Origin of the sequence: Blautia sp. JLR.GB0024, from assembly GCF_037000545.1 — a bacterium.
GTDB classification, from domain to species: Bacteria; Bacillota; Clostridia; order Lachnospirales; family Lachnospiraceae; genus Blautia; species Blautia celeris.
In genome coordinates, this window is the sequence record NZ_JBANBF010000001.1 from 169787 (window position 1) to 188493 (window position 18707).

Annotated in this window: 19 protein-coding genes; 17 read left to right on the forward strand and 2 right to left on the reverse strand. The window is 43.9% G+C overall.

The window, feature by feature from the left end; translation table 11 throughout:
• The first annotated feature begins 8 nt into the window (after window positions 1-8).
• On the forward strand, window positions 9-1262 hold the full coding sequence (locus V8Q34_RS00695) for an ABC transporter permease (protein WP_033139706.1): 1254 nt from the start codon (window positions 9-11) through the stop codon (window positions 1260-1262).
• A gap of 62 nt (window positions 1263-1324) precedes the next feature.
• On the opposite strand, the gene V8Q34_RS00700 is transcribed toward V8Q34_RS00695, so the two are convergent.
• Window positions 1325-1960 carry a lactate utilization protein gene (locus V8Q34_RS00700; RefSeq protein WP_256138652.1) on the reverse strand — a complete coding sequence of 212 codons (636 nt, stop codon included), beginning with the start codon at window positions 1958-1960 and terminating at the stop codon, window positions 1325-1327.
• Between the two features lie 155 nt (window positions 1961-2115).
• Between V8Q34_RS00700 and V8Q34_RS00705 the strand changes: the two genes are divergently transcribed.
• From V8Q34_RS00705 to tsf, 8 genes are all read left to right on the forward strand, one after another.
• On the forward strand, window positions 2116-2991 hold the full coding sequence (locus V8Q34_RS00705; protein WP_033139704.1) for a DegV family protein: 876 nt from the start codon (window positions 2116-2118) through the stop codon (window positions 2989-2991).
• 9 nt (window positions 2992-3000) lie between these two features.
• On the forward strand, window positions 3001-4767 hold the full coding sequence (argS, locus tag V8Q34_RS00710; RefSeq protein WP_244806224.1) for an arginine--tRNA ligase: 1767 nt from the start codon (window positions 3001-3003) through the stop codon (window positions 4765-4767).
• 130 nt (window positions 4768-4897) lie between these two features.
• Window positions 4898-6475 carry a serine/threonine protein kinase gene (locus tag V8Q34_RS00715; RefSeq protein ID WP_335834559.1) on the forward strand — a complete coding sequence of 526 codons (1578 nt, stop codon included), beginning with the start codon at window positions 4898-4900 and terminating at the stop codon, window positions 6473-6475.
• A complete protein-coding gene (locus tag V8Q34_RS00720; RefSeq protein ID WP_335834560.1) occupies window positions 6472-7839 on the forward strand; it encodes a hypothetical protein in 1368 nt (455 codons plus the stop codon). The genes V8Q34_RS00715 and V8Q34_RS00720 overlap by 4 nt, the downstream gene beginning before the upstream one ends.
• 24 nt (window positions 7840-7863) lie before the next feature.
• Window positions 7864-9816, forward strand: coding sequence for a fructose-bisphosphatase class III (locus V8Q34_RS00725; RefSeq protein WP_033139701.1), 1953 nt, complete (start codon window positions 7864-7866; stop codon window positions 9814-9816).
• Between the two features lie 15 nt (window positions 9817-9831).
• Entirely contained in the window at window positions 9832-10659 is an 828-nt protein-coding gene (locus V8Q34_RS00730; protein WP_033139700.1) for an alpha/beta hydrolase, read from the forward strand.
• A 196-nt stretch (window positions 10660-10855) separates the two neighbouring features.
• Window positions 10856-11596, forward strand: coding sequence for a 30S ribosomal protein S2 (gene rpsB / locus V8Q34_RS00735; RefSeq protein WP_033139699.1), 741 nt, complete (start codon window positions 10856-10858; stop codon window positions 11594-11596).
• 73 nt (window positions 11597-11669) lie between these two features.
• Complete coding sequence (gene tsf / locus V8Q34_RS00740; RefSeq protein ID WP_335834561.1) at window positions 11670-12605, forward strand: translation elongation factor Ts; 936 nt, start codon at window positions 11670-11672, stop codon at window positions 12603-12605.
• 557 nt (window positions 12606-13162) lie between these two features.
• On the opposite strand, the gene V8Q34_RS00745 is transcribed toward tsf, so the two are convergent.
• Entirely contained in the window at window positions 13163-13375 is a 213-nt protein-coding gene (locus tag V8Q34_RS00745) for a helix-turn-helix domain-containing protein (protein WP_095175359.1), read from the reverse strand.
• Between the two features lie 561 nt (window positions 13376-13936).
• Here V8Q34_RS00745 and V8Q34_RS00750 point away from each other — a divergent pair.
• From V8Q34_RS00750 to V8Q34_RS00785, 8 genes are all read left to right on the forward strand, one after another.
• Window positions 13937-14212, forward strand: a complete 276-nt coding sequence (locus V8Q34_RS00750) for a SymE family type I addiction module toxin (RefSeq protein ID WP_335834562.1) — start codon at window positions 13937-13939, stop codon at window positions 14210-14212.
• Window positions 14202-14417, forward strand: coding sequence for a hypothetical protein (locus tag V8Q34_RS00755; protein ID WP_335834563.1), 216 nt, complete (start codon window positions 14202-14204; stop codon window positions 14415-14417). Before V8Q34_RS00750 ends, V8Q34_RS00755 begins: the two co-directional genes overlap by 11 nt.
• An 18-nt stretch (window positions 14418-14435) precedes the next feature.
• Window positions 14436-14666 (forward strand): hypothetical protein, encoded by a 231-nt coding sequence (locus tag V8Q34_RS00760; RefSeq protein ID WP_335834564.1) that lies wholly within the window; start codon window positions 14436-14438, stop codon window positions 14664-14666.
• A complete protein-coding gene (gene traD, locus V8Q34_RS00765; RefSeq protein WP_335834565.1) occupies window positions 14647-14937 on the forward strand; it encodes a conjugal transfer protein TraD in 291 nt (96 codons plus the stop codon). Before V8Q34_RS00760 ends, traD begins: the two co-directional genes overlap by 20 nt.
• A gap of 325 nt (window positions 14938-15262) precedes the next feature.
• Window positions 15263-16831, forward strand: coding sequence for a MobQ family relaxase (gene mobQ / locus V8Q34_RS00770; protein ID WP_335834566.1), 1569 nt, complete (start codon window positions 15263-15265; stop codon window positions 16829-16831).
• Window positions 16734-17144 carry a hypothetical protein gene (locus V8Q34_RS00775; RefSeq protein WP_335834567.1) on the forward strand — a complete coding sequence of 137 codons (411 nt, stop codon included), beginning with the start codon at window positions 16734-16736 and terminating at the stop codon, window positions 17142-17144. The genes mobQ and V8Q34_RS00775 overlap by 98 nt, the downstream gene beginning before the upstream one ends.
• Window positions 17145-17150: 6 nt before the next feature.
• Window positions 17151-17732 (forward strand): DUF6040 family protein, encoded by a 582-nt coding sequence (locus V8Q34_RS00780; protein WP_335834897.1) that lies wholly within the window; start codon window positions 17151-17153, stop codon window positions 17730-17732.
• A gap of 385 nt (window positions 17733-18117) precedes the next feature.
• Window positions 18118-18690, forward strand: coding sequence for a hypothetical protein (locus V8Q34_RS00785; RefSeq protein WP_335834569.1), 573 nt, complete (start codon window positions 18118-18120; stop codon window positions 18688-18690).
• The last annotated feature ends 17 nt before the right edge of the window (window positions 18691-18707 follow it).

Sequence of the window (18707 nt, forward strand, 5' to 3'; positions counted from 1 at the left end):
GATAAAACATGGTAGAAAATATTAGATTGTCCTTCCAGGGACTCTGGGCACACAAGATGCGTTCTTTTCTCACAATGCTGGGCATAATCATCGGAATCGCATCCCTGATTTCCATTGTCTCTACGATCAAGGGAACCAGTGAGCAGATAAAAAAGAACCTGATCGGTGAGGGCGACAATGTTGTTGACATCACCTTAAACGAGGGCAGCAACATATATCAAATGGAGTATCAGGGGATTCCCCAGGGAGTGCCGGTTGCCACAGAGGAGCAGAAACAGCAGATCCTGGATCTGGACAATGTGGAGAATGCGTCACTCTACAGGCTGCGCCAGTATGCAGACAGCGTTTACTATCAGAATCAAAGCATGGAAGGCGGCAAAGTGCTGGGAGTGGATAAAGATTATCTGGACACCTGCGGATATCAGATCGTACGGGGGCGCGGATTTTCAAAAAAGGATTTTGACAATTTCCGTAAAGTGATCCTGCTGGATGAAACTGCCTCCAACAACTTCTTTGAAAAGGGAAAGGAGATCGGCAAAACCGTCGAGATAAAAGGAGAACCTTTTACGGTTGTGGGAATCATTAAAAAATCAGATGAGTACGAACCGGTCATTAACAGTATGGAGGATTACTATACATACTACAGCGATGACAGCGGCATGATCCTTATGCCGGATTCCACCTGGCCCATTGTCTATCAGTATGACGAGCCGCAGCAGGCGGTCATCCGGGCTGCCAGTCCGGAGGCCATGAGCAAAGCGGGCAAGAAGACAGCGGAAATACTCAACGCGTCCATAACATCCACCTCCGATTCCATCAAATACAAGGCAGAGGATATTATGGAGAAGGCAAAGGGCCTTCAGCAGATCAGTGAGAACACGAACCGGCAGCTTATCTGGATCGCCAGCATCTCACTTCTGGTAGGCGGTATCGGCGTTATGAATATTATGCTGGTGTCTGTCACGGAACGAACCGGTGAGATCGGCCTGAAAAAAGCCATAGGCGCCAACAAGCGCAGAATCCTGGGCCAGTTTTTGACCGAAGCGGCAGTGCTTACCAGTGTAGGCGGTGTCCTGGGTGTGGCGGCAGGCTTTATACTGTCAAAGGTTATCTCGAAGATTTCCCAGACGCCTATGGTCATCAGCATTCCCGCTGCAGCGGCGGCAGTAGTATTTTCTATGATCATCGGTCTGGTATTCGGACTGCTGCCATCTATAAAGGCAGCGAATCTGAGTCCGATCGAAGCTCTGCGGAGAATGTAAAAAGAATGTATAAAATAAAAAAACAGCAGCTTTCCTGTGTCCAGGGAGCTGCCGTTTTTTTCTCAGAAACCGTAAGATTCACCGATTAGGATCACTGTGATCCTGTCTTTTACACGTGAGCGTCTTGTGATCACCGTCTGACAGCAGATGCAGTCAGGACTCTGGCAGTCTTTGCAGACGCCTGTTTTGGAGCAGGGGGTATTGGCCCCGACGCGGATACTGTTGGGGGGAGCTGCTATGTTGCGGACCCTGCGGATACCGTCCTCCTCTGTGACAGACACTTTGTTCATGCCGGCCACCACCAGTACATGCTGCGGACCTGTGATCAGACAGGCAACACGGTTTCCCATGCCGTCCACATTGATCAGTTCCCCGTCCAGGGTAATGGCATTGGTGCCGGTGAGAAAATAATCTGCAGTGACGATCCTGCCATAGAGGGCCCTGGATTCCTCAGGTGTTTTGGCTTCCTTTCGGTCAAGCAGTATGTAGTCACCCTGCTTTAAGGTGTCCATAATTCCTGTCTCCACCAGTGTTTCCGAGCCGCCCCAGGTCACTGTGGCATGGGCAGGGATCAGGCTTTGAATGAGCTTTCTTGCTTCTTCGGCATTTTCACAGTAATATCCCTTCATGTTCCTTTTTTCCAGATTTGACAGGATAGTTTTGGCTGTGTTTGCATAAGATTCTGTTTGAAATGACATGACTTTCCTCCTTATCAGTATTTTTTCTGAAATCTATTATAGCATGCAGTGATTTTTTCGTCAAAATTTTCCCGGGGGAGACATTGTATTTAACTCCGGTCTATGATATTATTAAAAATAGTAACCCAAAATGGGGAAAAGGAGTCAAAGAAGCAATGGAAAAAAAGAAGATTGCAGTTGTGACGGACAGTAACAGCGGCATTACCCAGCAGTGTGCCGGGGAGCTGGGAATTACGGTTCTTCCAATGCCTTTTTATATTAATGAACAGCTTTTCCTGGAGGGAATCACACTCACCCAGGAGGATTTTTATGAACGCCTGGCCCAGGATGCGGATATTTCCACATCTCAGCCATCCCCTGCCGATGTGCTGGAGACCTGGGAGCGGTTGCTTGCAGACCACGATGAGATTGTGCATATTCCCATGTCAAGCGGTCTCAGCAACTCCTGTCAGACAGCATTTGTACTGGCCAGAGAATATAAGGGGCGTGTACAGGTGGTGGACAACCAGAGAATTTCCGTCACGCAGAGACAATCTGTACTGGATGCAGTTGAGCTGGCAAAAGCCGGTAAAAACGCGGTGGAGATCAAAGAGATCCTGGAAGCCGAAAAAGGGGAATCCAGTATCTATATCACTCTGGAGACACTGAAATATCTGAAAAAAGGCGGCAGGATCACACCTGCGGCGGCTGCGCTCGGCACTGTGCTGAATCTGAAACCGGTCCTGCAGATTCAGGGAGAGAAACTGGATGCCTTTTCAAAAGCCAGAGGAAAGAAACAGGCAAAGCGTGTGATGGTCAAAGCCATGGAGGAGGACCTGAAGAACCGTTTTAAAGATAACAGGAAAAAGGGCCTCATGTGCCTGGAGGCGGCTTACACCGGCAATGAGGAGGAGGCACTGGAGTGGAAGGCAGAGCTTGAGAAGCATTTCGATATGGAAGTGCATATGGACCCTCTGTCCCTGAGTGTTGCCTGTCACATTGGACAGGGTGCCCTTGCGGTGGCAGTTTCTAAAAAAGTAGAAGTGGAGTAGTGAACAGTTATGAAGAAAATCATCGAATGCATGGAAGCAGTCATCAAAGACGCATTCACAGCTTCCGGATATGACGAAAAATTTGCCCGGGTGAATGTATCCAACCGCCCGGATCTGTGCGAGTATCAGTGCAACGGAGCGATGGCGGCAGCCAAGACATACAAAAAAGCACCTATCATGATTGCAAACGATGTGGTTGAAAAAATAAAAGAGAGTGATATGTTCAGCCAGGCAGACGCTGTGAATCCGGGATTTATCAATCTGAAGCTGAATCCTGAATTTCTGGCATCCTATCTGAACGATATGCAGGCAGATGCTGATCTCTCCGTTGAGAAAGCAGAGTCACCAAAGACGATCATCATCGACTACGGCGGACCAAATGTGGCAAAACCGCTTCATGTGGGACATCTCCGTTCCGCCATTATCGGTGAGAGCTTAAAACGAATGGGACGTTTCCTTGGGCACAAAGTAATAGGCGATGTGCATCTGGGCGACTGGGGCCTGCAGATGGGTCTGATCATCACAGAGCTTAAAAAACGTTCTCCGGAACTGGTATATTTTGATGCATCCTATGAAGGGGAGTATCCGGCGGAAGCGCCGTTTACCGTCAGCGAGCTGGAGGAGATATACCCCACAGCCAGCGGAAAATCAAAGGAAGATGAGGACTACAGAAATGAAGCTCTGGAGGCTACTCTGGAACTTCAGCAGGGCAGAAGAGGATACCGCGCACTCTGGAGACACATCATGGAAGTGTCTGTAGCGGACCTGAAAAAGAACTATGAGAAGCTGCATGTGGATTTTGACCTCTGGAAGGGTGAAGCGGATGCAGATCCCTATATTCCGGATATGGTGGCATATTTAAAGGACAATGGGTATGCATATCTGGACCAGGGCGCTCTTGTTGTGGATGTAAAAGAGGAAAGTGATGCCAAGGAGATTCCTCCCTGTATGATCCTCAAATCCGACGGAGCTTCCCTTTACAATACCACAGACCTGGCTACCATTGTACAGCGTATGGAGGATTACCATCCGGATGAGATGATCTATGTGGTGGACAAGCGCCAGGAACTGCATTTTATCCAGGTGTTCCGCTGTGCCAAGAAGGCAAAACTCACGGAGGAGAACACCGGACTTGCATTTGTCGGCTTCGGAACCATGAACGGTAAGGACGGTAAGCCCTTTAAGACAAGAGAAGGCGGCGTTATGCGTCTGGAACGCCTCATCAATGAGATCAATGAGGAAATGTACAAGAAAATCGTTGAGAACCGCAGTGTAAAAGGCGATGATGCGAAAAAGACCGCTGAGATGGTGGGACTTTCCGCAATCAAATACGGGGATCTGTCCAATCAGGCTTCCAAAGATTACGTGTTTGACGTAGAGCGTTTCACATCCTTTGAGGGCAATACAGGGCCTTATATCCTGTATACAATTGTGCGTATCAAATCCATTCTGGAGCGCTACCGCGAAGAGGGCGGTAATCCGGAAATGGGCACACTACTGCAGGCGGCAAATGCCAGCGAGAAGGCATTGATGCTGGAACTCTCCAGATTCAATTCCGTGATCGCCCCTGCCTTTGAGGAAAAAGCTCCGCATAAGATCTGTTCTTATATCTATGATCTGGCAAATGCGTTCAACAGTTTTTATCATGAAACTAAGATTCTCAGTGAGGAGAACGAAGCACAGAAGACTTCCTGGATTCGTCTGCTGGTTCTGGCAAGAGATGTACTGGAGACATGCATCGATCTGCTGGGATTTGAAGCACCTGAGAGAATGTGATCTAATATAAAAAGACGGGCTGCCGTATGCGGCAGTCCGTCTGAAAATATCTGAAATTTCGGCATTTCTGCCTGACATTCCATTTTCATTCTACAATATATAAGAATTACATAAAGAGGTGATGCTGTTCGTGTATGGAGAAAAGCGTCTTCTTGGAGAACGCTACCGTCTGGATAAAATCCTGGGAAAAGGCGGACAGGGGAAGGTGTATCTGGCCTTTGACATAAAGCTGGAAAAATACTGGGCTGTCAAAAGGATTCCCGCTGGCAGCAGCAGAGAAGCTGAGATCATGCGGTACCTGGAACATCCGGCGCTGCCCAGAATCGTTGATACACTAAGGACAGATGGATACTGTTATCTTGTCATGGACTATCTGGAAGGATTCACTTTGGAGGAGATAAAGAAAAGCGGAAAAAAGATACCCTGGAGCAAACGGATCCGATGGGCCATACAGCTCTGCAGTCTGCTGGAATACCTCCATGGTCCGGCAAAAGGGATTATCTACCAGGATATGAAACCTTCCAATCTGCTGGTACACATTTCAGGGGATATACGGATTCTTGATTTCGGCATTGCGTCCCTGGCCAATAAGAGCGGCAGCGGGTACGGAACACCCGGTTTTGCCGCACCGGAACAGTTTTCCGGTAGTGCAGAGGAACGAACGGACATCTATGGATTGGGAGCTGTCCTGCGTTACATGGAACAGACGGATGAACACAGATCTAAGATATATAAAAAGTGGAGACACATTGCAGACAAATGTATGGAAACCTCTCCGGGAAAACGCTACAGGAACATCCGTGCGGTCAAGAGAGAACTGCAGAATCTGGAAGAGTGGATGCACACCAGGCAGCGTGTTTACGCAGGTTCCGTTTTTCTGGCAGTGGGTTTTCTGCTCCTTTTAGGCGCGCAGGTCAGGCGGCAGGAGCTGCTGCTTGATGCGGGAAGGCTGCTGGGCTTTCGCAAAGACATCGGTCTTGCGGATACAGCGGATTACAGGGAGGCACGCAGGTATTTCCTGAAAAAACAGGAAGGGACAGAAAAAGGAGAGCTGTACCGAAAAATCCTGGATGCCATAGAAGAGGCGCCGTCAAAAAGAAACTGGGTAGAAGCCGGAGCTGCCATAGAAACATTGGAAAAAAGCGCAGGCACCTCCTGGGAGAAGGCGGGCGAACAGATATTTCTGGCAAATATTGTACAGGCATATGAAAGCGAGCTGGGATTCTCCAATCAGGAAAGCGCGGAAAAAGCACAGGGTCTTCTTTTGCAGGCGGAAAAGAATGTAAAGGAAAACAGCCGGGAGACATATGCACCGGTATACCGTGTAGAAATTTACTATCAGCTCGCCGTGATTTACGAAAAACTGGATAATCCGGTAAAAAGCATCCGGTATTATGAACTGCTTCTGGAAGAAAAAATCCCTGTAAACCTGGAACAGGAAGCACGTCTGTCAATTGCAGCCATGTACCGACAGATGCAGGAGTATATGGAAGCGGAAAAATGCTATGAACGTTATCTGAGCGATTTTCCCCAGGATGCAGAAGCCTACTGCGCCTATGCCCTTATGGAAGCAGCAGAACGGGAAAACCAGAAAAAGGCAGAGAGTCTGCTTTCTCTCATGGAAAAAAGAGGAGCAAAAAAGGATGGGTTTAACAGCGAAAAAATCAAAAATAAAATCAAGGCTTTGGAAACGGAGGAAACAGAATGAATCGTAAAAGGATGTTCTTTATAGTGACAGTGATATTTTTATGTTTAGGCAGTGCGGTTCCGGTATTTGCTTCAGCCGAGGAAGATTTTGGAAATACGGACAAGACTCTGCCGGAAATGACACAGATCGTAGAACTGCAGAAGGGAGAAGCGCTTTTTTTGCCCGGCAATGGCATGGTACAGATAGCAGATGAGCGCATTGCCTGCGCGGGAAGAAACGGAAATATAGAGGCCCTTGAAGAAGGGGAAACAGAAGTGGTGGTTCGGTATAAGATCAGGGTGAAAAAGACTGATTCAAAAGAAAATACAGACGAAATGAAATCTGATAAAAACGGAAAGGATACTGCGGATTTAGAGAAAACACAGACAGGTGATACATACACAGATAAAGATGCAGAAGAAATTCAAGGAGGTACAGCAGATGAGAAGCAGAACACAGAAGACGGTATAAAAGATATGGAGGAAACCGAAAATGGTAACGGACATGAGGAGGCAGGGAGAATTGAAACCGTCCGGCAGCCTTCAGAGGAGGCAGGGAGAACTGAAACCGCCCGGCAGCCTTCAGAGGAGGCAGAAAAAAACGAATCTGCCCGACAGCCTTCAAAAGAGAAAGAGGACGATACTCCTACGGCTATGACAGAAATCGAAATCCCCGACCGCGTGTATCCTGTTATCGCCCTTGTGAATCTGAAAAATCTTTCATCCAGCAACACGCAGGTATCGCCATGTATCACAGTACAGGATGAGAATCTGGACAAGGACAGTGTAAAAATCCGTCTTACCGGGAAACGTACAGGTGAGAGAACGATTTCCTTCCGGAAAGAGGAGAACCGGAATTGTCTGACTCTGACCCTGGACCCGGTGACAGAGGATGATGAGTATGTGCTTATCTGCGAGGCATGTGACCTGTACGGCAACCGGACAGAACAGCACTTTCTCTTTTCCGTCAATCAATCTGGCACAAGCTTTGTATACGACAGGGAGGAAATTGCCCACAGCGGCGGCTTTACACCGGAAATAACCCTGGACAATGTGGACGCCGTCCGAATTGTTTCCTGTTCGGTGAACGGGGAACCGGTTCTCTATGAGTGGAAGGAAGGAAAACTAAGAATCCCAAGTAAATACCTGAAAAACGGTAAAAACAGAATAACCCTGTCTGTTAAGGATACAGCAGGAAACATAAGTGATATGGAACCATGGGATTTTACCATGCCTGCCAATGAAAATGCCGAAACGGACACAGAGCCCGTACCGGAGGCTGTAAAAATGCAGAAAGAAAATCCGGCCGGAATTATTTTTTTATTGATTGGCAGTGTTCTTGTTTTCTGGGAGAGGAAAATGTGTTACAATGGCAACATAAATTAATTTATAAATATTGGGGGAGACCAAATGGAAAAACTGGAACAAAAGTATCTGGAACGCCTTTCCGAACTATATCCGACGATCGCCAAGGCGTCCACGGAGATCATCAACCTGCAGTCAATTCTCAACCTTCCCAAGGGAACAGAACATTTCCTGACAGATATCCACGGGGAATATGAGGCATTTTCCCATGTGCTGAAAAATGGTTCCGGTTCTGTGAGACGAAAGATCAACGAAGTATTCGGCCATACACTCAATGAGCAGGACAAGCGTTTTCTGGCAACACTGATCTATTATCCGAAGGAAAAGATGGAGCTGATCAAAAAGACGGAGGAAAACATGGAGGACTGGTACAAGATCACCTTATACCGTCTGATCGAGGTGTGTAAACGTGTTGCCTCCAAATACACCCGATCCAAAGTCCGTAAAGCCCTGCCGCCTGATTTTGCATATGTTATCGAGGAGCTTATCACCGAGAAACCGGAGCTCAATGACAAAGAGGCTTACTATGAGCAGATTATTGAGACCATTATAGCCATAGGCAGGGCGGAAGTGTTTATCATCGCTCTTTCGGAGCTGATCCAGCGTCTGGTTGTGGACCATCTGCATATTCTGGGAGATATTTATGACAGGGGGCCGGGGCCGCACCATATCATGGAGAAGTTGGAGGAATATCACTCTCTGGATATCCAGTGGGGCAACCATGACATTGTCTGGATGGGTGCGGCAGCAGGCCAGCGTTCCTGTATTGCCAATGTGATCCGTATCTGTGCCCGCTATGCGAATCTGGACCTTCTGGAAGACGGATATGGCATTAATCTGCTGCCATTGGCTACATTTGCCCTGACGTATTATCAGGATGACCCCTGTGAGTGCTTTAAAATAAAAGGGGGAAATACCCTCAATCCGGCAGAGACTGTGCTGAACATGAAGATGCACAAGGCTATTTCCGTTATCCAGTTCAAACTGGAAGGGCAGCTTTTGATCAGGAGAAAAGAATTTCATATGGCAGACCGGGCGCTTCTGGATGATATTAACTATGAGGAGGGGACCATCCGTTTATACGGAAAAGAATACAACCTTCTGGATCATGTCTTCCCGACCGTGGACCCGGAAAATCCCTATGAGCTTTCAAAAGAGGAGGAGGAGGTTATGGAACGCCTCGTCTCCGCCTTTGCCAACTGTGAGAAGCTCCAGCGCCATATGCAGCTTCTTTTGAAGAAGGGAAGTTTGTACAAGGTATATAACAACAACCTGCTTTATCACGGTTGTGTCCCTCTGAATGAGGACGGCAGCTTTAAAGAGGTTGAAGTGTACGGCAGGACTTATAAAGGAAGAGAGCTCTATGACGTGCTGGAAGCCTATGTGCGGAAAGCTTTCTTTGCTCTGGACAAGGAAGAAAAACAGCGCGGCAGGGATATTCTGTGGTTTATCTGGAGCAGTCCCTCGTCTCCGCTGTTCGGCAAGGATAAGATGGCTACCTTTGAGCGGTATTTCCTTGCCGAGAAGGAAACCCATGTGGAGAATAAGAATCCTTACTACAGACTTTTGGAGGATGAAAGCGTAGTGGATAATATTTTCCGGGAGTTCGGAATCGAAGGGGACTGCTGCCATATTATAAACGGTCATGTCCCGGTACACCATACCTCAGGGGAAAGTCCCATCAAATGCGGCGGCAAAGTGCTGGTCATTGACGGTGGATTTTCAAAAGCATATCAGAAGGAGACCGGGATTGCGGGATATACGTTGATTTATAATTCCTGGGGAATGATCCTGGCAGCCCATGAACCATTTACCTCTGCAGAGGATGCCATCACAAGGGAGAGCGATATTCTCTCTGACAGTATTTTAGTAAAACGCACCTCTCTTAGGAAAACAGTGGGGGATACGGATAACGGACATCACCTGCAGGAGAGCATTGATGAGCTGAGACAACTTCTGAAGGCCTACAGAAACGGCCAGATTATTGAGAAGGAATAAAAGGAGAGCAGAAACATGATACATGAAAATATTCCGATTCAAATGTCAGGGTCTTCCAAAGAGACACATTTGACAACTTATATTTTGGATGCGTATGAGGAGCTGCCAGAAGACTTAACGCGGCCTCTGATACTGATCTGTCCCGGAGGCGCATACCGTTTTACGGCTGACAGAGAGGCGGAGATGGTGGCTCTGCAGTTTAACAGCATGGGATATCACGCGGCAGTTCTGCGCTATTCCTGTGCTCCCAGTGTATTTCCCGCAGCCCTGACCGAGGTGGCCCGCTCTGTGCAGATGATACATGAGAAGGCGGAGGCGTGGCATGTGGATACGGAAAATATCTTTGTTATGGGATTTTCAGCGGGAGGCCATCTGGCAGCCAGCTACGGTGTTTTCTGGAACAGGGATTTTCTTTCTGAGGCTGTGGGATGCAGCAGGGAGATTTTAAAAGTAAAAGGTCTGATTCTCTGCTATCCGGTGATCACATCCAGGGAGGATTACGGGCATCTGGAAAGCATCCATAATCTGCTGGGCAGTGATTATGAAGAGAAAAAAGCGGAGATGGCACTGGAAACCCAGGTAGATGTCCATGTGCCCCAGGCTTTTCTCTGGCATACCTTTGAGGACCAGAGCGTGCCGTTTCAGAACTCCCTGTTATTTGTGGAGGCAATGGGAAAAGCGGGCGTTCCGGCTGAATACCATCTCTATCCCAAGGGCAGTCATGGCCTCTCCCTGGCAAATGAGACACTGATGCGTGCAGACGGCACCGGTGTACAGAAAGAGTGCCAGAGCTGGATGCCGCTGCTTAACATTTGGCTTAAGAATGCCTGCAAAAGAAAATAAGTAGTATAAACCTTGTAAAAACAGGAAAAAATCTTAAAAACAGCTTGCAACATACACCTCAGCTATGCTATAATACCAACGTTGCAAAATAACCACGTCTATGAATACCAAAGGACGGTGCCTGCGGACAAGCGTCCGACAGTGTCCCTGCGGAGAGGAAATAGACGGAAGAAAACAACCAAAAAGGAGAAAAAACATGAGCGTTATTTCAATGAAACAGTTACTGGAAGCAGGTGTTCATTTCGGACATCAGACCAGAAGATGGAACCCTAAAATGGCTCCCTACATCTACACAGAGAGAAACGGCATCTACATCATCGACCTGCAGAAATCTGTAGGAATGGTTGACGATGCTTACAAAGCAGTTGCAGACATCGCAGCTGACGGCGGCACAATCCTGTTCGTAGGAACTAAAAAACAGGCTCAGGATGCTATCAAAGTGGAAGCAGAGCGCTGCGGAATGTTCTATGTAAACGAAAGATGGTTAGGCGGAATGCTGACAAACTTCAAGACCATCCAGAGCAGAATCGCAAGACTGAAAGAAATCGAAGCTATGGAAGCTGACGGAACTTTCGACGTACTGCCGAAAAAAGAAGTTATCGAGCTGAAAAAAGAGCAGGCCAAATTAGAGAAGAACCTGGGCGGTATCAAAGAAATGAAGAAACTCCCGGATGCCATCTTCATTGTAGACCCGAAAAAAGAAAGAATCTGCGTTCAGGAAGCACATACATTAGGTATTCCGTTAATCGGTATCTGTGATACAAACTGTGATCCGGAAGAACTGGATTATGTTATCCCGGGCAATGATGATGCCATCAGAGCCGTAAAATTAATCGTTTCCAAAATGGCAGATGCTGTCATTGAAGCTAACCAGGGTGTTGCTGAAGACAGCGAAATCTTCGAGGAAGCAGCAGAAGAGGAAGCAACAGAGGAATAATTCAAAGCGCCTTGGCTGTACTGCCAAGGCGGTTCTTTAGAAAAAACCAATAGAATTCAGGAGGAATATCACGATGGCTATTACAGCAGGAATGGTAAAAGAATTAAGAGAGATGACCGGCGCCGGCATGATGGACTGTAAGAAAGCTCTTGCAGCAACAGAAGGCGATATGGATAAAGCAGTTGAATTCCTGAGAGAAAAAGGACTTGCTACTGCACAGAAAAAAGCAAGCCGTGTTGCAGCAGAAGGTCTGTGCAAAACTCTGGTATCTGCTGACGAGAAGAAAGCAGTTGTTGTAGAGGTTAACGCAGAGACAGACTTCGTTGCTAAAAACGAAAAATTCCAGGGCTATGTTGCACAGGTTGCAGAGCAGGCTATGGATACAGAAGCAGCCGATGTGGAAGCTTTCTTAGCTGAAGCATGGAAATTCGATACAACAAAAACCGTTCAGGAAGCTCTGGCAGGCCAGATTGCTGTTATCGGTGAGAACATGAACATCAGAAGATTTACAAAGGTATCCGAAGAAAACGGATTTGTTGCATCCTACACACACATGGGTGGCAAAATCGGTGTTCTGGTTGATGTTGAGACAGATGTCATCAACGATGCTGTAAAAGAAATGGCTAAAAACATTGCCATGCAGGCAGCAGCTCTGAAACCTGTATACACAAACAGAAGTGAAGTGTCTCAGGAATACATTGAGCATGAGAAAGAAATCCTGACAGCAGCAGCTAAGAACGAGAAACCGGACGCTAACGACAAGATCATCAGCGGTATGGTTATGGGCCGTATCAACAAAGAGCTGAAAGAAATCTGCCTGTTAGACCAGGTTTATGTAAAAGCAGAAGACGGAAAACAGACCGTTGCCAAATACGTTGAAGAAGTTGCAAAAGCTAACAACGCTAAGATTACAGTAAAAGGCTTCGTTCGTTTCGAGACCGGAGAAGGTATTGAGAAGAAAGAAGAGAATTTTGCTGAGGAAGTTGCTAAGCAGATGGGTGGCAACTAATATAAATTGCTGTATCCTGTTTGATACCGGAAACCTTGAGTTTTCAAGGAAAATCGGATGTGTAAGGTCAATTGGAAACTATCGTAACTTAGTGTAAAATATCATAAGAAATCGCCGAAAATTGGGACTTATTTGAGACTAAATTGGGATTGGAAATGGTCTCGATTGCTTAAGGGGATTTTGCCTGATGTTTAAATGTTAGCGAGAGTCAGTGACTGGGTACACATAATAAGAATGTTGATGGCACACTATTGAGAAATCAGTGGTGTGTCATTTTTGCATTCTGAGGAAGGAAACTACTAAAAAATGTAATCTTCCAAACAAGTAAACTGTATAGATACATATAACATTGAAAAAGGCTTTTTCGTTTCAATTTGTGAAGATGATTATTTTATGGCAATAGAGGGATTTAGGAATTTGAGGTTTTACGAACAAACAGGATACCACGGTAATATGCTGCTGACTCCAGGTGATATGATTTTAAAAGAGATAAAAAAGAGATTGATATTGAAAAGCCAGTGTTACAAGGTGATTTTCTTGTAACGCTGGCTCTATTTTTATATTGTTTCTCCGGTATCTCTCATTTTGAATTGTCCTACAAAATCGCAATCCAAAACATTTCCAATTTCAATTAATTCTTTTTCGGAAAAATTATCACGTTTCATTTTATTATATATATTGGTTGAAGAGCAGCCAAGTAATGAAGCTAAGTCGGCTGCAGTCTTTTTCCTTTTGACAAGAACAATTTTTATTTTTTCTGTCATAGACATTATTAGCACCACCTTCCTATTTTAAATATATAACTAGATAGTGTAATTGTCAATCTAATAGATTTGAAATAGTAATTGCCAGATTGAATAAAGTCCTTGACGAACTCACTAAATAGTTATATCATAGAACTGTAAAGGAGTATTTACACACTGAAAAGAAACTTGAATTAATTGTAAAAATTTATATGCTAACATTAGTGATTAAAGCAACCACACTGGGAAGTGTGAAGGTCCGAAGTCCTTATAAATGCTGACGGGTTGCAACGGGGGCGTTGTAATGTTGGTTGACAAGTTCCGGCCGGGTTTAATGTGAACCGGGCGCTGTGGGAGAGTTAAACCTGTGTTTTTGTACCACAGCTATAAATCAGATTCATTTACTGAAAGTCAGGGATCTTACAACGCCCAATCTTTTGCAATATGTAACGATAAACCAGGTCATCTTACAGTGTTGCTTCATACATATCCAATTAGTCTAATGTATTTTCGTGTATATCAGGTTCATAGATATTTCTGAACAAAAATCCAAGCTATACTGTAAATTTTATAAAGGGTGGAAAAAATATGAGAAAAGATAAAAGAGACTTAAAGGTCTGTGAACAATCTGGATACAGATATAAGCCAACCCCTACGCTTATGTTAAAAGGTGTATGGCTGGAGGAATGGGGATTTACAGCTAATATGCCGGTTACTGTCCAGTGTGAAGAGGGAAAGCTGGTTATCGTTCTCAATAAAGAAAGAGCAAAGAGGCTGGAAGAGGAGAAGGCATATATTGAGGAAGAGACGAAGAGGTTTCAGGCACAGCTTGTGGCGGAGCGGAAAAGGAGATATGGAAAATAAGGAGATTGATAAAATGGAGAGACAGGCGGTTATATTTGCTATTGAAACGGAGAATGGTGTTGTGAACAGAATTGGAAAAGCATATATTGCCACTCCAGAAATCAGATTTCGGGGCGGTGAGGTTAGGTGGTTGGGTGATAAATTCAAAACATCGGTACACGGAAAGGAAAGCGAAAAATGGGATAAATTATATTATGAAGTTTAGAGAAAGGTGACATAGCTTATGGCAAAAGAACAACAAGGGATAACAGTGACAACGGAACAGAAAGAAATACAGTTGCCAGAAATTATTGTTTCAGATAAAACAATATTAGATGCAATTGCAGAAGCAATAGATACGAATTGTAATCTATCAGAATTAGATCCAGAGACACGAGAATCATTACGAATCATATTAGAAATTTTAAACAGCTTTTATGGAAAGGAGCAGGATAATGGCACAGAAATCATATGATGAACAGCTAGAAAATATTATGAAAAAGAAAGAGCAATTAGAGGCGCAGGCTAAGGCAATTAAGAAAAGAAAAACGGAGGAAGAGAGAAAGAAGAGGACAAGAAGATTGATTGAACTAGGCGGAATTGTGGAATCCGTTCTTGGAAGAGATACCAGAGAAGAAGATAAAATCAGATTCATTAATTTCCTCAAAAAGCAGGAAGCAAACGGAAAATTCTTTTCTAAAGCAATGAACAATTCATCAGTAGCGGATGAAACAGTGGAAATGTAATATGGGAATTTCACTATTCCCTTAACTTGTTAAGGGCGCACTTATATGTGGGCGAAGCCCACATGAATAAGTTTGGTGCAAGCACCAACCGGTCACTTCGTGCCGGGCGCGTTCAGTCGGCGGGTCTTATGCAGACTGCACTCTCCGAGGGGCAATAACCAAAATGCGGTTATTGGTTTTGCTTTGGCAAAACTCCTGCACGGACGGTGTCAAGTGTTACTTGCATGAAGTCTTGCAGACGGCATTCCATTTGTTCCCCAAGTTGGGGAACAAATTGGAAAACTCATTTTGCAGATGTATTACAGAAGAAAGGGGGGAATGCAAAATGTCAATTTATCATTGTTCTATCAAAATTATCAGCAGAGCAGGTGGTCGTTCTGCCGTAGCATCAGCTGCATATCGCTCTGGTGAGAAATTATACAATGATGAAACTGGAATCATTCATGATTTTACGAACAAAGGTGGTGTGATTATGAATGAAATTATCTTACCTGTGAATGCTCCTGAGAGATATAAGGATAGAGAAACTTTGTGGAATGAAGTTCAGAAAATCGAAAAGAGATCGGATGCACAATTTGCCAGGGAAATTGAAGTTGCTCTTCTTGTAGAAATGAATCGAGAACAGCAGATTGAATGTATCCGTGCATTTGTTAATGAGAATTTTGTAGAGCAGGGAATGATAGTGGATTGGGCACTTCATGATAAAGCAGATGGAAATCCTCATGCACATATTCTTCTGACGATGCGTGGAATTGATGAGCATGAAGAGTGGTTGCAGAAGCAGACAACTGTATTTGCAAATGTAAGGGATGAAAGTGATAGAGCTATCTATAATCTAGAATTACCAGTCTATGATTCTAAAAATCGTGATGCTACTTCTCAGTATCGTATTCCACAATTAGATGAAAATGGAGAACAGAAAACCAGAGTACGAAAAGGAAAAGGTACGGAGTATCTCTGGGAGAAAATCACGATACCTGCGAATGATTGGAATGATCATTCAAGAGCAGAAATATGGAGAGCTTCCTGGGCAGAACACTGTAATAAATATTTGGATGTAGAACATCAGATAGATCATAGAAGTTATGAGCGTCAAGGTGTTGATAAGGAGCCAAGTATTCATGAGGGTGTCACAGCTAGACAGATGGAAGCAGAAGGTAAAATAGCAGAGCGTTGTCAGATGAGTCGTGAGATTAAGGAACGAAATTCTTTCAGGGAACAGATGAAAAAAATAGCAAAGGAACTAACAGATTTAATAACAGAGAAAGCGAGGGCAATATATGGAAGATTTAAAGAAGTTAGAAGAAGTCATGGAGATATTGAATATTCAAGATCAGATGATGGAGGTACTGGAAAAACAACAGGTAGAGCTGGAGGAAAAGGACAAGATCATTCTAAGTCTAAAGGAAGAGTTAGAAGAATCGATGAACTTAAACGAACAGCTGACGAAACAGAACAAGAAATTAGTAAAACAGACGGAGAAATTGCAGTTACAGATAGTAGAATTGCAGAACTCCGAGACTTAATTCAGCAGAAGGAGGCAGATAGAGATGAGCGATTCAGAAAACTTAAAGAACGAAGATCAGCTTCTCTCATTGATGGAGGAGATGCAGGATCAAATAGAGGGATTACAGACGGAACTTCAAGCGGAGCAAGAGAAGACCTCAGAAGCACAAAAGACGATATCCAGGCTTTCCTTACAGAACTCGAAATTAAAGAGCGAAGTTCAGAAGAAAAGCGAGATTATCGTATCACAGAACGAGAGAATCGAGAAACTGAGCGAGAGCGATCTTGTGTTGAAGAAGAACGAAGAACTGGAGAAAGAAAACACGAGACTCCAGAATTATGCCAAGAAGATCGAGGAAGAAGCAGAAGCAAAGGTAAAAGCCGCTAGGGAACAAGCTGATGAGAAAGTGGCAAAAGTTAAGCAGAATTTTGAGGCGAAGGAATCAGCACTTTCTGGTAGAGAAGAAGGTGTAGGTCAAAGAGAGACACTGGTTACTATTAAGGAACACAATATTGATGCTGAAATTAAGAACAAAGCATTGGCAATGGTCGAAGCAGAAATAAATGTCCTTGCCAGTGCTGCAAGTAGACAAAGAAAGGAATTGGCAGAAGCAAAGAAAATTAAAAACCATAAGCTTCAGAGAAAATATGATGCAATGATTGCGGGATACAAGGGGATGGTAAGATTCACATTGTTTTAAGCAATCATTACCACAGTTATTATGGCTATTAAGACGGAAGTTATTAGAGCAGATTTTATGGGATTCATTCATATGATTGGAAATGGAATTATGACTACGTTTGAATGGAGAAAGATAGCAGGACTATTTGTGGCTCGATTAGGGGATATGATACCAAATGCGACAGCTTCCCTGATTGTTCACTGGGTATTGCTCATAATCGTCTGTGTAGCGATTATAGGTGGTCTAGGGGCGTCTGTAGTGGTATTAGGAAGTAAATATGTGTACTTCTTTAGAAAGAGGCAAGCAGATGCCATATCCGTGTATGTAGGGCTGTTTATACTTGCAATAATTGTTTTTATGGCGGATATAATCAAATCAATCCTATCCATCAATCTGTTTATGGTGGTTCTTGGAATCTTCATGTTATACACAGTTGTGAGAGGAATTATTCAGGCGGAGAATACGAAAGCTAAGAAGAAAATATTAAAATACGCAGGGATTGCAGTTGGCGGAGTTGGTGCGCTTGCGGTTTTTGTGCATTTCTTTGGAGTGATTGGGATTATTGCGGTTCCTATTGGAATGATGATGGTTTATGGTGAGAGATAAATCTAATGTAAAAGTGGGTAGCAAATAAAACGGTAAATTAAAAATGCCAAATTGACAAAGTACGCATTTCGGAATACAATAAATGAAATGGAAAAGTTGATGTTATTTTATTAAGCTATGAAGAAAGATGAAGAAAAATGGATAATTATAACACAATAAGCGAAAAGGCTGAACAATGGTGCGTTTCTCCAAGGTGGGTACAAAAATTATGCACAAATGGGAAAATAGAAGGAGCCGTAAAATTTGGACATATCTGGGCAATTCCGGCAGAAACAGAGAAACCGAGTGATGGAAGGATTACCACGGGATAGTATAGGAATTGGAGAAAAAAATGAAGGAAATAACAGATTGTGTCATTCTAGTTTAGCGATAATGAGGTGACAAAATGAAAAATAAATATAATGAGATTAAAAAAGCAAATGTATTGATGATATTTTTTGAAGCAAATACTTTTAAAAAAGAATTTAATCGAAAAGTTACTGAATTTAGAAGCAAGGAATTTCACAGAAGTGTACATGATGAATATCCAATACCATATTGTATTACATTAGCAGCATTTGCATGTGAGCTGTTTATAAAGTTTTTGATAGGTGTGCGTGAGATAAAGAATGACCAAAATGCAGAGATGATTCGTATTCCTAAAGGACATAATCTTAATTTTTTATACTCAAAACTACCGATTGAATATCAGGAATCTATTTTGAAAAAAATTGATGAACAAAAATTAAAAGAAATAGTGGCAAGAAATGCTGATTCTTTTATGGAATGGAGATATATCTATGAAGCCAAAGAGGATAGTGTAATATTTACATATGACCACATAAAGCAATTAATAGATGTATTGTATGAAATATCCGACAAAGAAAAAAACAATACTTTTTTTGATGCTGATAAAGCTACGGATGTTGTTATGGAAGGAACGGAAGAATTGGATGCCAAGGCATTAATTTCATATTAAGAAGACATTTAGCAAAC

What these genes read in the sequence shown, in the direction of transcription:
- V8Q34_RS00695 (WP_033139706.1), top strand. Translation starts at nt 9, where the DNA reads ATGGTAGAAAATATTAGATTGTCCTTCCAGGGACTCTGGGCACACAAG.
- V8Q34_RS00700 (WP_256138652.1), bottom strand. Translation starts at nt 1,960, where the DNA reads ATGTCATTTCAAACAGAATCTTATGCAAACACAGCCAAAACTATCCTG.
- V8Q34_RS00705 (WP_033139704.1), top strand. Translation starts at nt 2,116, where the DNA reads ATGGAAAAAAAGAAGATTGCAGTTGTGACGGACAGTAACAGCGGCATT.
- argS (WP_244806224.1), top strand. Translation starts at nt 3,001, where the DNA reads ATGAAGAAAATCATCGAATGCATGGAAGCAGTCATCAAAGACGCATTC.
- V8Q34_RS00720 (WP_335834560.1), top strand. Translation starts at nt 6,472, where the DNA reads ATGAATCGTAAAAGGATGTTCTTTATAGTGACAGTGATATTTTTATGT.
- V8Q34_RS00725 (WP_033139701.1), top strand. Translation starts at nt 7,864, where the DNA reads ATGGAAAAACTGGAACAAAAGTATCTGGAACGCCTTTCCGAACTATAT.
- V8Q34_RS00730 (WP_033139700.1), top strand. Translation starts at nt 9,832, where the DNA reads ATGATACATGAAAATATTCCGATTCAAATGTCAGGGTCTTCCAAAGAG.
- rpsB (WP_033139699.1), top strand. Translation starts at nt 10,856, where the DNA reads ATGAGCGTTATTTCAATGAAACAGTTACTGGAAGCAGGTGTTCATTTC.
- tsf (WP_335834561.1), top strand. Translation starts at nt 11,670, where the DNA reads ATGGCTATTACAGCAGGAATGGTAAAAGAATTAAGAGAGATGACCGGC.
- V8Q34_RS00745 (WP_095175359.1), bottom strand. Translation starts at nt 13,375, where the DNA reads ATGTCTATGACAGAAAAAATAAAAATTGTTCTTGTCAAAAGGAAAAAG.
- V8Q34_RS00750 (WP_335834562.1), top strand. Translation starts at nt 13,937, where the DNA reads ATGAGAAAAGATAAAAGAGACTTAAAGGTCTGTGAACAATCTGGATAC.
- V8Q34_RS00755 (WP_335834563.1), top strand. Translation starts at nt 14,202, where the DNA reads ATGGAAAATAAGGAGATTGATAAAATGGAGAGACAGGCGGTTATATTT.
- V8Q34_RS00760 (WP_335834564.1), top strand. Translation starts at nt 14,436, where the DNA reads ATGGCAAAAGAACAACAAGGGATAACAGTGACAACGGAACAGAAAGAA.
- traD (WP_335834565.1), top strand. Translation starts at nt 14,647, where the DNA reads ATGGCACAGAAATCATATGATGAACAGCTAGAAAATATTATGAAAAAG.
- mobQ (WP_335834566.1), top strand. Translation starts at nt 15,263, where the DNA reads ATGTCAATTTATCATTGTTCTATCAAAATTATCAGCAGAGCAGGTGGT.
- V8Q34_RS00785 (WP_335834569.1), top strand. Translation starts at nt 18,118, where the DNA reads ATGAAAAATAAATATAATGAGATTAAAAAAGCAAATGTATTGATGATA.